At 43.8% G+C, this 14,601-nt stretch carries 16 protein-coding genes; 7 read left to right on the forward strand and 9 right to left on the reverse strand.

The window, feature by feature from the left end; translation table 11 throughout:
• Window positions 1-26: 26 nt before the first annotated feature.
• Genes ACU01J_RS19310 through ACU01J_RS19325 form a run of 4 tightly spaced genes read right to left on the reverse strand, consistent with a single transcriptional unit; the run spans window position 27 to window position 1,264 of the window.
• Window positions 27-362: a hypothetical protein gene (locus ACU01J_RS19310; RefSeq protein ID WP_481087156.1), complete on the reverse strand. Its 336-nt coding sequence runs from the start codon at window positions 360-362 to the stop codon at window positions 27-29.
• Between the two features lie 9 nt (window positions 363-371).
• The gene (locus ACU01J_RS19315) at window positions 372-911 is read right to left on the reverse strand and encodes a phage regulatory CII family protein (RefSeq protein WP_481087157.1); all 540 of its coding nucleotides are present in this window, start codon (window positions 909-911) and stop codon (window positions 372-374) included.
• Between the two features lie 9 nt (window positions 912-920).
• The gene (locus tag ACU01J_RS19320; protein WP_481087158.1) at window positions 921-1,067 is read right to left on the reverse strand and encodes a hypothetical protein; all 147 of its coding nucleotides are present in this window, start codon (window positions 1,065-1,067) and stop codon (window positions 921-923) included.
• Window positions 1,064-1,264 carry a hypothetical protein gene (locus ACU01J_RS19325; RefSeq protein ID WP_070969195.1) on the reverse strand — a complete coding sequence of 67 codons (201 nt, stop codon included), beginning with the start codon at window positions 1,262-1,264 and terminating at the stop codon, window positions 1,064-1,066. The genes ACU01J_RS19320 and ACU01J_RS19325 overlap by 4 nt, the downstream gene beginning before the upstream one ends.
• 191 nt (window positions 1,265-1,455) lie before the next feature.
• On the opposite strand from ACU01J_RS19325, the gene ACU01J_RS19330 reads away from it, so the two are divergent.
• Genes ACU01J_RS19330 through ACU01J_RS19340 form a run of 3 tightly spaced genes read left to right on the forward strand, consistent with a single transcriptional unit; the run spans window position 1,456 to window position 3,584 of the window.
• A complete protein-coding gene (locus ACU01J_RS19330) occupies window positions 1,456-2,061 on the forward strand; it encodes a phage repressor protein CI (RefSeq protein ID WP_481087159.1) in 606 nt (201 codons plus the stop codon).
• Between the two features lie 8 nt (window positions 2,062-2,069).
• Entirely contained in the window at window positions 2,070-2,534 is a 465-nt protein-coding gene (locus tag ACU01J_RS19335; protein WP_481087160.1) for a hypothetical protein, read from the forward strand.
• 3 nt (window positions 2,535-2,537) lie between these two features.
• Complete coding sequence (locus tag ACU01J_RS19340; protein WP_481087161.1) at window positions 2,538-3,584, forward strand: phage integrase; 1,047 nt, start codon at window positions 2,538-2,540, stop codon at window positions 3,582-3,584.
• A gap of 224 nt (window positions 3,585-3,808) precedes the next feature.
• Here ACU01J_RS19340 and ACU01J_RS19345 read toward each other — a convergent pair whose 3' ends face one another.
• Genes ACU01J_RS19345 through ACU01J_RS19360 form a run of 4 tightly spaced genes read right to left on the reverse strand, consistent with a single transcriptional unit; the run spans window position 3,809 to window position 7,875 of the window.
• A complete protein-coding gene (locus ACU01J_RS19345; RefSeq protein WP_481087162.1) occupies window positions 3,809-4,714 on the reverse strand; it encodes a L,D-transpeptidase family protein in 906 nt (301 codons plus the stop codon).
• A complete protein-coding gene (phrB, locus tag ACU01J_RS19350; RefSeq protein WP_481087163.1) occupies window positions 4,704-6,131 on the reverse strand; it encodes a deoxyribodipyrimidine photo-lyase in 1,428 nt (475 codons plus the stop codon). Before phrB ends, ACU01J_RS19345 begins: the two co-directional genes overlap by 11 nt.
• Window positions 6,132-6,143: 12 nt before the next feature.
• Window positions 6,144-6,935 (reverse strand): MerR family transcriptional regulator, encoded by a 792-nt coding sequence (locus ACU01J_RS19355; RefSeq protein ID WP_481087164.1) that lies wholly within the window; start codon window positions 6,933-6,935, stop codon window positions 6,144-6,146.
• Window positions 6,925-7,875: a YbgA family protein gene (locus tag ACU01J_RS19360; RefSeq protein WP_481087165.1), complete on the reverse strand. Its 951-nt coding sequence runs from the start codon at window positions 7,873-7,875 to the stop codon at window positions 6,925-6,927. Before ACU01J_RS19360 ends, ACU01J_RS19355 begins: the two co-directional genes overlap by 11 nt.
• Window positions 7,876-8,221: 346 nt before the next feature.
• On the opposite strand from ACU01J_RS19360, the gene deoD reads away from it, so the two are divergent.
• The 4 genes from deoD to ACU01J_RS19380 all read left to right on the forward strand — a co-directional run bounded on the left by deoD (window position 8,222) and on the right by ACU01J_RS19380 (window position 13,605).
• Window positions 8,222-8,932, forward strand: coding sequence for a purine-nucleoside phosphorylase (gene deoD, locus ACU01J_RS19365; RefSeq protein ID WP_053439710.1), 711 nt, complete (start codon window positions 8,222-8,224; stop codon window positions 8,930-8,932).
• 58 nt (window positions 8,933-8,990) lie between these two features.
• Entirely contained in the window at window positions 8,991-10,460 is a 1,470-nt protein-coding gene (locus tag ACU01J_RS19370) for a transposase (protein WP_481087166.1), read from the forward strand.
• A gap of 126 nt (window positions 10,461-10,586) precedes the next feature.
• On the forward strand, window positions 10,587-12,074 hold the full coding sequence (locus ACU01J_RS19375; RefSeq protein ID WP_481087167.1) for a hypothetical protein: 1,488 nt from the start codon (window positions 10,587-10,589) through the stop codon (window positions 12,072-12,074).
• On the forward strand, window positions 12,055-13,605 hold the full coding sequence (locus ACU01J_RS19380) for a diguanylate cyclase domain-containing protein (protein ID WP_481087168.1): 1,551 nt from the start codon (window positions 12,055-12,057) through the stop codon (window positions 13,603-13,605). The genes ACU01J_RS19375 and ACU01J_RS19380 overlap by 20 nt, the downstream gene beginning before the upstream one ends.
• On the opposite strand, the gene ACU01J_RS19385 is transcribed toward ACU01J_RS19380, so the two are convergent.
• Window positions 13,602-14,522: an IS5 family transposase gene (locus ACU01J_RS19385; RefSeq protein ID WP_481085133.1), complete on the reverse strand. Its 921-nt coding sequence runs from the start codon at window positions 14,520-14,522 to the stop codon at window positions 13,602-13,604. The two genes, ACU01J_RS19380 and ACU01J_RS19385, sit on opposite strands and share 4 nt — an antisense overlap.
• Window positions 14,523-14,601: the final 79 nt, after the last annotated feature.

The following is a 14,601-nucleotide window of genomic DNA, read 5'->3' on the forward strand; positions in this document are numbered from 1 at the left end:
GTTACAGGGGCAAAGGCTGGCTAGGTTTAATGGGTACTGCTGAATTGGTAATGCTTGATGAGACGAACGTCTCCTAAGTGGAAATCGAAGCCTGCTATCGCATCTTTTAGGTAACACATGCCCTTGCGCACTTTATGCAGCTCAAGGTCTGTGAAATCTTCAAACTTACGTTGGTAATCTTTTGGAGACATTCCGCCTGCAATAAGAATCAACCCACGTGTTTTATCTGGTAACGAGTTGTAGTACTTGCGTAGCTTTGCGCGTCTCGCTGAACCACTAAATAAAGCTCGACAGCTCTCTATGCTTTCATTCGCACTCGGTACTTCTGGTTGCAGTTCTTGTTTGTGTGCCAACTGATTCACAACTACTCCTTAGGCTATGCCGGGGATAGGTGCACCATTAGCCAAAAAGTCTGTGCCCATTTGTACAAGTGGCTGCAGGCCTGTGGTGCGGTGTTCAAGGTCATTGATTAGCAAAACCAAGTTGCCTAAAGCAGCTTGTGCCTTGGCTAGTGTTTTGCGTTTGGTAGATCGCGGTAAACGCTCTGCGGTGCACATGGCTAACGCATCGCTAGAAAGCTCACCAGAATGGGTGTTGAGTTTTAGAACTCGTTCAAGCAGGTTCAGATCATCTTCTGCTTTTGGTAGTGGGATAGTGACCACCCCATCATCAGTAAATAACGTATTTACGATTGAGTAATCGCCAGAGTCGCGGCTAATAAGACTAAGCACTACAGGAGTAAGCACTCTCGACTGCGCAGGGTTAAGCATGTTTCGAATGACTTGCCCATCAACGCCGATTCTGCGCCCAATCGCTTCACAATCGTGATTGACGACAAAATCGCAGCAAGCTGCATCAAAAGCTTGTTGTTTGCGTTCACGTAATACATACATTGAGTTATTTGCGTCCATAACTAATACTCAAATGAAGAAGAACGGTGCAAAAACGAATGACCAGCCAACGATATTGAGCCATAGCGGACATTTGTTTGGATACTTATCTTCCCAAGACTCACTCATTGCATCTTGCAGGGTGAGTTTGGTTTTAGGTGGGATAGCGAAACTCATACTTGTTGCGCCGCTAGCTTTTCCATGTACTTCACCATGTTGACCATAATCAGGCCCTTGGTGGTGTCTTTTGGGACTAAAGGAATGTTGCCAAGGTCTTTTTGGCGGTCGAAAGTAGATGGAGACATGCCAGTGCGACGTAAAAATTCCTTTTTTGTGCAGACAGGCGCATCAATTGCTATTTGTAACGTTGCCATAAGTGATATCCTACGTTTTTGAGTTTTATTGATGCTTATTGGTGAGATATGAGGCATCAATTTTGTGTATGTGAAAAGACTACGATCATTTTTTCTTATTTGCAAAATTTATTTTTCTTTTATGAGAAAGCGCAAACGCAAATGTGATCTGGAGCAATTCACTTACCTATTTGAATAGGAAAAATTCTCTTATGGGCAGATTAAAGGCAAAAATACCTCCGTTTGAGTATCTTGGAGGTCGAGACTTCACCGAAAAGCTCAAAAAGGTTACTGGTTGTAAGACTTTTGAATTGATGAGTGACCGCTACGGTGTACCAAACTCCACTTTTTCAACTTGGCACACTCACAATAGAACTGGCTTTGAGTTGATAGTTAGAGAGCATCTAGCCACTGGAGCTTCTGTTCGTTACATGGCATTGGGAGAGGGTGAACCTTATGACACCGGAGAAGATAGAACACCAACCGACTCTATAGCCGTTCATTCAATAACTAATGGTGAGCTTGTTGAATCAAGCCAAATCGCCATTGATGCTTTGACTCTTGACGGTTACGGGTTGAAAGTTGGCTCAACACTTATCGTTGAAATAGAAAATCAACGTTGCTTTTTGAACACAGAAGAAACTAACGCGACCTCTGGTAGATATTTAATCGAAATTGATGGTGCTCATTCAGTAAACCATGTTCAGCGATTACCTGGTAAAAAGCTTGCCATTAGTTTCGGTAACTCAACCATTGAAGCATCAGAAGAAGACATAAATGTGCTTGGTCGAGTAACCATGAGCATGGTTAGAGAATAGGTGTGAATATGACTAGCCAAATTATGAAGCCATTAAAACTTGCTCTAGTTCCGCTGTTAATCCCTAGCGTAGCTTTAGCATGGTTTTCTAATCCAGAAGTTAGCGAAGTTAAAGCAGTGTCACACGATGCATTCCAGATCTGTTTCAATGAACCCTTCAAAAATGAAAAGCTAATTTACTCTCTTGAATTTGAAGTTGCTGACGGCAAAGCCTTTTCTCACGGTGGGTACTTCAAACAACTTCTAGCAAAAGAAAAAAATGACTTATGTTCCTCTCAAATTCGCCTCTATGATTATTTCGATAGAGGAAACTCCACACCAAAAGAGCTTAGAAAAATTCTTCCTCAGATTGGTTTGTCTAGTTTCGAGGTTATAAAAGTTAAAGTTGCCACAGCACAAGGTCAAACATCCCTCACCAAGACCCAACCAGATGAAGTGATATTTGAGCAACGTTTACTTACTCGGCCTCAATAAAAAATGAGTGTTCGTAAACTAGAAGACGGAAACAAAAAGCCATGGCTCTGTGAGTGCTATCCACAGGGTCGAAGCGGTGCGAGAAAACGTAAACGCTTTGCCACCAAAGGTGAGGCAGTGGCTTATGAAAAGTTTCTAATGAAAGAAGTCGATGACAAGCCTTGGCTGGGTGACAGAAAGGACTTGCGCACACTTCAAGATTTAGTCGAACTTTGGTACAAGCTTCACGGCCAACACCTAAAATCCGCGAAAAAAGTTTACCCTCGCCTCTGCACCATAGTTGAAGAACTCGGCAACCCGTTTGCAATCAAGTTTACTGCAAAGGACTTTGTTCACTGGCGCTCTAGCCGCAAGGCAAAAAACCGATACGGGGATGAGACTACCGCAGGCAAAATGATTTCCGCACCTACTAACAATCTCGACTTGAGATATTTGCGGGCCGTCTTCAATGAGCTGATTTCACTTGGCGAGTGGACACAACCAAACCCACTTGCCAGCGTTAAATCAATTCAAGTTTCTGAATCCGAAATGGGCTTTTTCTCAAATGACGATATTAGTGCGCTATTCGACAGAATAAACAAAAGTAAACGAGCCAAAGAATACGAACTAGTGTGCAAAATTTGCTTGTCTACTGGTGCCCGTATTTCCGAAGCTAATAACCTACGTTTGCCGCAAATTACGAAATACAAGATCACGTTTCTTGATACCAAGAGTAAAAGAAACCGTACTGTGCCGATCACTGAGAAGCTCTATAACGAGTTGATAGAATTTAAGCGAACAGGCGAAAAGGATAAGTTGTTTAAATGCTGTCTTCACGGCATTGCGTATATTGTTAATAAGACATTTCCAGATTTACCGGAGGGACAAAACACACACGTGTTTCGTCATACCTTTGCCAGTCGATTTATGGAAGCAGGCGGCAACATTCTGGTATTGCAAAAAATCCTTGGTCACAGTGACATCAAAATGACAATGCGCTATTCCCATTTCTCTCCCGATCACCTGATTCAAGCAGCCGAATTAAACCCTATTTCTAGATTAGGTCTGTAGCCACTTCTTACCAAAAAATGGCGACAAAGTGGCGACAATTTTTATTGATATTGATGAGTATTGAGTGATATTGATTAAACGGGCATTTTGTAAGGCATTGAAATAGCAGTGAAAGCCTTGATTTTACTGGGTTCTAGAAACCACTATTGATTACACTAAGTAATAGCGTTAAGTTTCTAAAAAAGGGGCCAGTAGGCCCCTTTTTTTATTTGTACTATCTAACATCAATTTATAAAGCTTGGTGCAACCACTTCAATCGGAATACCATTTTGAGCCAGAATCGCAGCTCGAACTTTAACATCAGAATGATCAAACTCTTCTAGCCACCACGTCAATTCCTGAGGAACAACAAGTTGCTGCTTAATGCCGTCACTGCGCGTCAATGGCTCATGTGCTTCTAAAAACACACTACGGTCTGGTTCTAAAGCAACTTTGATCGGCTCATTAATCACGCGAACCTTTTCCCCTAGTTTCACCTGAGAGAACAACCATTCGATATCTTTAGGATCCATACGAATACAGCCAGAGCTAACACGAAGACCAATACCAAAATCCTTATTCGTCCCGTGGATTAAGTAATCACCAGCGCCATAAGAAAGTCGCAGCGCATACTCGCCTAGTGGGTTTTCAGGTCCTGCGGGAACAACGGCTGGCAGTTCAATACCCTTTGCTAAATACTCTTTGCGAATTGAAGCTGGTGGTGTCCAAGTTGGATTGGGGCGTTTTTGACTGATGGTTGTCTTCATTTCTGGCGTGTCACGGCCAATACGACCAATACCTACAGGGAAAATATGTACCTTGTTAATCTCAGGTTCAAAATAATAAAGTCTGAGCTCAGCTAAGTTAATCACAATCCCCTCTCGTTCGACATTAGGAAGAATGATCTGAGTCGGTATGGTAAGGACATAGTCAACTTGAGGCAAAAATGGGTCAACGCCTTTATTCGCCGCCATTAATGACAAAAATCCGACATCATACTTCTTAGCAATGTTCGCTAAGGTATCGCCTTCTTGCACTTGGTGATATTGAGTTCGGCCAACAATACTACTCCCTTCAGCTGGCAGTTCATAAGTGGCAGCAAACACTGACGAACTTATGCAGGCAAGAAGCGCGACGAATTTACGCACCATCCAAATTTTCCTTAGCATTTTTGTAAAGTGCTAAGGTTATCTCTCTTTCGGTCTTGTGATCAACTATTGGCGATGGATATGACAGTGATTTAGCGTTTGGCCAACACCATGGCTTATGTATATATTGCTCTGGGACCGTTTCAAGTTCAGGAATCCAGCGGCGAATAAAGCTTCCATCAGAGTCAAACTTCTCTCCCTGAGTTATCGGGTTAAAGATTCGGAAGTAAGGCTGTCCATCACACCCTGTCGATGCGCACCACTGCCAGCCTCCATTATTGGAAGCGTAATCACCATCAATTAGCTTAGACATGAAATACTCTTCACCAATACGCCAATCTACGTGCAAGTCTTTAACTAAAAAGCTGGCGGCAATCATCCGAAGACGATTGTGCATCCAACCAGTATTGTTGAGCTGCGCCATAGCGGCATCGATAATAGGGTAACCTGTTCGGCCTTGCTTCCAAGCCTCTATCTCTTCAGGATTATTACGCCAAACCAAATTATCTCCCCACATTGTAAAGCTATGACCTTTCGATAACTTTGGTTCGAAGTAAATAAGATGCTGATAAAACTCTCGCCAAATAAGCTCGCTTTGCCATACCTCACGACCACCTTGCAAAGGTAAGGCTTGCTGATACAACAGCCTAGCCATACATTGCCTTATCGATAGTGCCCCAATAGCTAGATAGCAAGAAAGAGTGCTTGTACCGCTGATTGCTGGAAAATCTCGTCGTTCAGAGTAAGAATCTGCTTCGTCTGCAACAAAGTCTCTTAACTTCTGAATAATTTCATCTCTTCCGATTGGATATTGTTCACTCTGCTCCCTCGGGTATTCAAACAGAGAACGCCCATCAAACAATTTAACCGACTCGGAAGTAAGGAAAACCTGTTCACTCATTTCGTTCGGTTTATTTACCGTGAAGGACGATTGGTAAAGTTTGGTCAAATATGCACGCTTAAACGGAGTAAAAACTTTGAAATAATCACCTTGTTTATTCTTAACTGAGCCGGGCGGGAAGAGACATTTATCATCGAAAGCATCAACATCAATTTGAGTGTGGCTGAGAAGGTCAAACAACAGTTCATCGCGTTTTGATTCATTGAGCTCGTATTCTTTGTTTAAACTTACTGAACTCGCGCCTATCTCCTCAGCGAGTTTTGCAATGAGTCGTGCCGATTGCGAGAAAGTGTCTACCTGCGCGTAATACAGAGAAATATTAAGCTCACCAAGCTCGTGTTTGAGCGCGATAAGCCTCCTAAATATAAGATCAGCTTGAATGGCTGAATGATGATGGTTACGCCATGTCTGAGGCGTTGCTACATAAACTGCAACAACCGGCTTGCCTGATTCAATCGCCGATATTAGGGCAGTGTTATCATCTACTCGTAAGTCTCGACGAAACCAAACTATATTCATTAATAAACCTCATTATCCAACGCTAACAGTTTCTGAGCTAAGAAACTCTCCTTGAAAGGATTCTTTCACTTTCTCTAGCGAACTCTTTTGCGAGGCATTCAGCGGTCGAGAGCTGAAAACACCTAACGTTTGAAACGCCGATAACCCTGCATGCTCAATTAAACCAGAGAAATCATCAATGCCATCTACAATAACAATCTGTCTTCCTTGCTCAGATAGCCTTAACGCCCACATTCTCGAGGAAACATTACTACTTGAGTCACAGCTCACTAGTAAGCACTTACCCGAACGCGCCGCTTTGTTTTCTGATTCGATGATTGAGTTTAGCCTCGATACAAGAATGGAATCGAGTAACCCAACTTGTAAAACTCTTAAAGCGTAACGAACCACGTTCAGAGCACTATATGCCGGCTGAATAAACTGCTTATCGACAATATCAAGCGGATACTCTTTAAGCACAGTGCTCACAATGGACTCTGCTTTACCCTTATTTAGAGCGGATAGAGCATTTAAAAGCCGTTCCAATTCGTCCAATTGTTGTTGATCCGACTCGATTGGTTCGCCAAGTTCTCCATTTTCTTCAAGGAGTTTCTTTACCTTACCAATCGGCACTCCTTTATTGAGCCAGCGCTGAATATTGCCAATCAATGCGATATGCTCGTCTGTGTAGAGCCGATGTCCCTTATCTGTTCTCTCTGGTTGAACGAGGCTGTAACGCCTTTGCCAAGCTCTAAGCGTCACAGGCTTTATGCCCGTTATTTCTGACACTTCGCGAATCGCGTATAAGTTTTTCTCACAATCCATATCGTAAACGTAGCTCCTGTGGATAAGGTTCTAAAAATGCTTGCTGCTCCAAATAAGGTTCTGGATGAGCAGCCAAATAATGTTTAATTAAAGTAAGCGGTGCGAGCAAAGGAAGTAGGCCTACACGATAGTCATCAATCACTCGACGCAACTCCTGCTTGGCCGGGCTATCTAGATCACGTTTAAAGTATCCTTGTAGATGCATCAACACATTGGTGTTGTTTTTTCGACTAGCACGATGAGCCACAGCTTGCATCAGTCCAACTCGGTATAAATGAAAGAACTCATCGATATCGTAATCGGCAATATTGGCGACTAACTTACCCAACTCTTTATATGACTCAGGATGGTGCGCCATCAAAGTCAATTTATAGCGAGAATGGAAAGCAACGATTTTACCTCGAGTAGGCTCACTCCCCATGGAGTTATAGAAATCATCAAGCGTATACACTCGAGTAATGAAGTTCTCTTTTAGTACTGGATCATTCAGCCGACCATCTTCTTCAACAGGCAACCACGGCATCGCCTCCATGAGCTCTTTAGTGTACATGCCAACGCCATCGTTTTCGGCACCATGCTTCTTGTAGACTTTCACTCGCTCCATGCCACACGTTGGTGACTTTGCACACACGATATAACCACGCAGTTGTTCACGTTCGAGCTCTGCAACTTTTTGCTTCGAATAACGAATCATTTTCTCCGTATGATCCTGGGTTTGGTCTTTAGTTTCGACGAGCGCTATACGCTCTTCATCAGAAATCAGGCGGATTGTGGGACGAGGAACCGTCATCCCAGCGCCGACTTCAGGGCAGACGGGAACAAACTCCAAGTAAGGCGCTAACTCCTTAGTAACGAACTTACTTATTTTATGACCTGAGTCGAAACGAACTTTCTCGCCCAGAACACAGGAACTGATGCCAATCTTAATTTGATTTTCCATAACTCACTCCTTCCTTAATCGGGTTGTACAGGCTAAAATCTTGTATAAGTTTTAGCATGAGATTACAAAACTGTACAATTATTTTTCTTGTACAACTTAAAAGAAATTACGAAAAAAGATGGATTTTGGTTCACTTCAAATAGCAAACGTTTTTGCAAATCGATTGCCCTTTTACTTTCAACATATTTAGTTATCAACTGGCGACACCTGCTTTCAATACTGCTCTTTTGTGACATACTTCTCATGGAGTGCCGTCATATAAGGCTAGTATTCCCTCAACAGATTTTTGAGAATCAACATATTTAGTAATCAGAAATGATTAGCTAATAAAACTGGAGTAAAAACTATGGCAACCCCACACATTAATGCACAACCAGGTGATTTCGCTGAAACAGTTCTAATGCCAGGTGACCCACTACGTGCTAAATACATTGCGGAAACATTCCTTGATGATGTAAAGCAAGTATGTGACGTTCGCAACATGTTCGGCTACACAGGCACTTACAAAGGTAAGAAAGTGTCTGTAATGGGCCACGGTATGGGTATTCCATCATGTTGTATCTACGTACACGAGCTAATCGCTGAGTACGGTGTAAAGAACGTAATTCGTGTAGGTAGCTGTGGTGCAGTACGTGACGACGTTAAACTGATGGATGTTGTTATCGGTATGGGTGCTTCAACTGATTCTAAAGTTAACCGTATTCGTTTCAATAACCACGACTTCGCAGCAATCGCTGATTACGGCCTACTAGAAGAAGCGGTAAACCAAGCTCGTGCTCAAGAAGTACCAGTAAAAGTGGGTAACGTATTCTCTGCAGACCTTTTCTACACGCCTGAAGCAGACATCTTCGAGAAGATGGAGAAGCTGGGCATCCTAGGTGTCGATATGGAAGCGGCTGGTATCTACGGCGTAGCGGCAGATCTAGGTGCTAAAGCACTAACAATTCTTACAGTATCTGACCACATTATCCGTGGTGAGAAACTCAGTTCAGAAGAGCGTCAGAAGTCTTTCAACGACATGATGAAAGTTGCTCTAGAAACTGCAATTAACATTTAATTTATTCCTTTCGCCACCAGGCTAGCTTGGTGGCCCGAATAATCCCGAGGGGGAGATAGTGACAACTGGCAAACTGCCACAGGAAGCAGACGGTTTACAGCTCAACTTTTGTAAAACATTGGCGTGTGACAACTTTGGATTGAGTGATGCACATCGTTACGTTGTGCAGCATGCGAACCCTAAACGACCTGCGATGGTATGTCGGGAGTGTGGTGCTTTCCCCCCCTTACTTAACAATCAAGAAGTGCTCAATGAACTTCATCGATTGAGACACTTGCATAGTGATGGCCTACCTGCCTGTCGTAATGACGACTGCAGTAATTTTGGTCTATCCGTTCATACCCACAAACATCTCTATCATGCCTTTGGTTATAGCGGCGATCGTCAACGCTATCGTTGTAAATGTTGCCAGTCTACCTTTGTAGACAAATGGTCAGGTGCCAATAAGAAACTCCAATTTCAAGAAAACCTCCTTGGTTTGCTTTTTATGGGCTACTCGGTCCGAGAAATTTGCCGAAAACTAGAAATCAACCCAAAGACGTTTTACGATCATGTCGACCATATTGCTAGCCGATGTCGACGAAAACTGGCCATGTTTGATGCACGCTGGGTAAATCATGCAGCAAGCTATGAGCTCGCCTCCCATTATGTATCTTTACAACCAAAAAGTAATAATGGTGTTCTTTGGATTGCTACGGGTGAAGCGCACAGTGGCTACATTTTGTGCCAACACGTTAACTACTCATCCCATGAAGAACCTATGGGTGAAGTTGACCATGACCCCTATAAATTCCCAGCAAGATTTGTTTCACGAGAGCACTCATCGGAAGCAAACATGCCGGCTCCTACGCCTTCTCCAGTACTACGTGAACGCATTGATCAACAGTATCAAACCATTCTCGCAAGAGGGAACGTTGAAGACCCGATGGGTAACCTAACTGTCTTTAACTACCCAACTAAAGGCGCGCTTGTGCGACCGCCATACACCTCATATGCGCATTTCCTGCATGTGCTTGATCTGTGCCAAGAAGAGCGTCGAGTTTCTATCTATTTACCTCAAGATCCTGTTTTGCGCTCTGCCGCATTAAGCATCTGCCTACCTCGCATTCAGCGTCAAAATATCGACCTAATGTATGTCGAAGAAGATCAAGGTTGGAATCCTGAGTCTAATATCGACAAAATTGACATTGTCCATATGGGTTGGTGGCGTGACCGTTGGGCTATCACTTCTGGCATTAATGCATCAAAGGGGATCTGTTATCTTGCGGGCGATAGGAATCAGCCGAAACACTGGCTACGTAACGCTTCTATCCGTCGTACAGAGTTTTATCAAAACCGTTTTCAGACCCTTTTTGAAAGCTTTATCAACGAGCCTAGACGTAAACTTCGTCCGGGGGGCTTACTTCCGATGCTGGATATTTTTAGAGCTTGGCATAATTTGTGCTACCAAGATAAGAATGGCAAGACAGCGGCCCAAGCCTTAGAGTTGACTCAATCACCTTTAACCTTGCGTGAGTTACTGTCTTAACAGTTAGTAATGTGACGGATACCTTTAAACAGTCGCCGTTTTATTACTTTTTATAGTGTTCGTCTGCACTCTATTCATATAATGCCATAATGTAAGATGAACTCTACGCGGTAAAGGATTGATTCATTGGATAAAAGCCAGCGACTTTTAGAAGTCGAGATTGAACAGCTAAAGGATAAGATAGAATCCGAGCCCGAAAAGGTCTGGGCGATAGCTGAACAGTGCGCTGCGCGCTCTGCGCAAATCCTATACTCTGAAGGTGAGATTCAGTCCCTGATCATCATGTCACGCTGTGCATGGTGCAGTATGGACTACCGCAAAGGGCTAAAATACATCAAAGAAGCACACAGTAAACTTAGTGCTTTAGATACCGATGATCTTCTTCCAGAAATTCTCCATATCCACGCCCTCCACTACTGGGGCCAAGCTAAGTATTACTCGGCCCAACAATACTGGATAAATGCCCTAGAACAGTCCGCTCTGGTTGACGAAGTCGAAATACAGCTCGAGGCATTGATTGGCCTTGGCAATGTATGGCGAATCACTCATGAATACCAACTTGCAAAATCCACTCATGAGCTAGCAGTGAAAGTTGCCAACAAAGCCCGAATCCAATGGTTAGAAGGTAAGGCACGAATTTTACTCGCTTGGGATCTTTACTTGCTCAATAACTTCGTTGAAATGCTGTCCGTTTTAGATGGCGCGACCGAAGCTCTGAAAAACCATAACGACAATACCTGGCTAGCTGAAGTCTGGGATTTCCGTGGCCTTGCATTACTTGGGCTTGAACGTATAGAGGATGCAGAAGAAGCAACCAACAAAGCCCATGATCTCGCGATCCAACACAACTTAGTTTGGATGAAAACCCACTCTTACATCAGCCGTGCTCGTGTCGAGCTCCTTCGAAAACGTCCTGATGCCGCTGCAAAACTCTTGGTTCAAGCAGAGCAGTCTGCGGTCGCTTTTGACAATGGTGAACTACTTTCGCAAATTTGTTTCCAACAGTCTCGCGTGGCGGAAGAGTCCGGCAACTTTAAACTTGCTCTTGAAGCTTTTCAAAAATACAGAAAGCACTCAACCACCATGCTTCGTGAGCAAACCGCAAGAGTAAGCAACGACAAAGCAAGATCATCAAAAAGGCAGTTAGAGCAACGAGCAAGAAAGTTGATTAATCGAATTCGTGGTCAACACGAGTTCGACCCAGAAAAACAGATGACCCAAATGGTGTCTGAAACCTATTGGTGGGAGCAGCTGATCTTATTTAAGACAGAACTCAAACGTTCAAACCATTCAGTCATCATCATCCAGCATCCTGACTCACAGTATCTTGATGTCTGCGCAGAACTCGCCCACTCCATCTGTAACAAACAAGATATGCTGTCACGCATCAGCAGTGACCGATTAGGCTTGTTGCTCGCAGATAAAGGAGAGGCGGCTCTTAGTGTATTTCAGATATTGGCCAAAATGATTGAGATTTATCCTTGGCAACGTAAAGGGTTAGAATGCTCGTTACCCAAAGTCATCTACCAAGACATTCTGTCTTTCCCATTCACATTAGAACAACTTGAAGAAAGCCAGAAACAGGAAGAGCAGCATGGAAACGATACTCAATAAGATTTCTGATTCCGGCTTAGACGCTTCTTCTGTTAGTGGTGAAGAAGCGCTGATTTTTTGGAATCACGTCCGTCAACACATCGCCTCCACAGGCCAAGAAAAAGCTCAGTGCTTGATTATCAGCGCAGAGTTTCGTTTTGAGCTCAAACAGTATCAAGCCAGTATTGATGAACTTAAAGAAGCGCTTTCCCATTTGTCTTTGCCCAAAGATGCAGAGCTTATATTAGAAGTACGCAACGGATTAGCCGATAAGCTGATTGAGTACGGCGATTACCACGGCGCGCTTAACGAATACATCAGCGCCTCAACCATCGCAGTCGACAATGGCTTTATCGACGAATATGTTTTGGCGGTATTGGGGATGGGTAACTTATGTGATGCCTATGGTGACCACAACCGCGCGCTTCGATACTACCAAAAAATCGACAGTATCGATCATGCTATCGGTAGCCGATCGCTTAGACTCCGCTACAAGCTATACATGCTCGCGTGCTACATTGAGCTCAATAGAACAACAGCGGCAACAGACCTTATTAAAGAGTGTGAAGAGCTGAGTATTTTGGTCAGTGATAAAGTACTGTCTGGACAAATTCTACTCTACCAAGCAAAGCTTTACCTCCAAAGTGGGCAGACAGAGCTTGCCATGCAAAGTCTTGGAAATGTGCAGTACTCACATGGGAATGTTCACTCAGCTTGGCTCTCGAACTCAATTCGTATTGAGCTAGCAGCATGTTTAAGTGAACAAAACAAACCGCATCTAGCCAATTGGGTCCTTGAGTCTACACATAAGCGCATCAAAGAGTACGCTTCTCCTATTTTGTCTTTAAAACTCGCCAATTCACTCGCTAATATTAGTGAGCAAAAAGGTGACTACCAAAGTGCGCTCGAACATCAAAAACGCGCTTTTCGTATCGAAAGCGACTTGATGAAAAAGATCCCCATAGGTGAGCTTGGTGCAAGCCAATTAAGACGCTTATCTCGTTTCGAACTGCAGCTAAAACTGATCTTATCAGAACAAGAAAACCGTGAACTGAAGGAGACCACTGAAAGCCAAAAGCATACCGTAGCTCAACTTCAACAAGATGTCTTCACCGATCCTCTAACCAACTTACATAACCGACGCTGGCTTGATGTCAAACTTAAGGACTTATTGTTGCACGACGTGCCTTTCTCCTTAATGGTGGTCGATATTGACCACTTCAAATCAATCAACGATGAACTAAGTCACCTAGTTGGTGATAAAGCGATTGTGAGTGTCTCCCATGAACTTGCGGCCTACTTTAAGTTTAGAGGCGCGTCATGTGTCCGCTTTGGTGGCGAAGAATTTTTAGTGATCTTAGAGCGAGTCACCTTAGAGCAAGCGGAAATACACGCTGAAAACTATCGTGAAAGAATCTTCAAATTCGGATGGCAGAGTATTCTCGGAGAACGCGGACTTACTGTTAGTATTGGGATCACTTTGCATCGTGGAGGGGCTTTGTTGCGTAATTCGGACAGAAAAACAAACCGCCCGAAATTGTGCAATTCTTAAACAACAAACTGAGTTTCAGGCATACCAAGCCCTGTAAGCTTGTTCAGCGCTTTAATCATGGCGTAGGTTTCGCCAACCTGAGCATTGTAGTTTCGCAGGCTTAACCTCCCACCTAGCAACTGCTTCACTCGATACATGGCTGTTTCTGATAGTGAACGTTTGTGATAACCATACCGCTTTTTCCACTTCTTGTTGGAGCCGTAGAGCTTTTGGCAACCCACTGCTAAATTGCGAGGATGTCCTTGTTCCCAGAAGGCTGCCCCTTCTCTTGGTGGGATAAGCGGAATAGCTCGCTTAATCCGTATGGCATCATGGCAGTTCCTTGTGTCGTAAGCACCATCTCCAGATATCTCGATGATTTGTCGACGTGTTTGCTTGAGCAAATTAGGAAGGACTTCTGAATCAGTGACATTAGATAAACTCAGTTCTGCTGCTACTATCTCGTGAGTACTGGTGTCGACTGCTAAATGCAGCTTTCTCCAGACTCTACGCTTCCCGTCAGTACCGTGCTTCTTGACCTTCCATTCACCTTCGCCATAAACCTTGAGACCAGTGGCATCAATGGCCAGATGCTGTATCGCACCTCTGGTTTTAGTTTTAAATGAAACCTCAACCTGCTGGGCTCGACGGCTTATACAGGTGTAATGCGGACAAACAAGCGGTATGTTAGCCAGCTTAAATACTGAGTCTAGAAAACCTTGCAGCGCTCTCAATGGCATAGAGAAAACGCGTTTTACCATCAGTGCGGTAGTAATGGCTAGGTCGCTGAATCGACGAGGCCTGCCGCGCTTACTCTGTTTGCTTTGCTTCCACTCGCGTATGGCTTCCTCATCAATCCAGAAAGTGAGTGAACCACGGTTGATTAGGGCTTTGTTGTACTGTTTCCAGTTAGTTGTTTTGTAACGAGGTTTCGGCATAAGGCTACGATGATTAACTGATGTAGCCGATCAGATCGTAACTTCCTGATTTAGTTCCATCGAATTACGCAACAAAGCC

The organism is Vibrio sp. 2433-A1, from assembly GCF_056726085.1.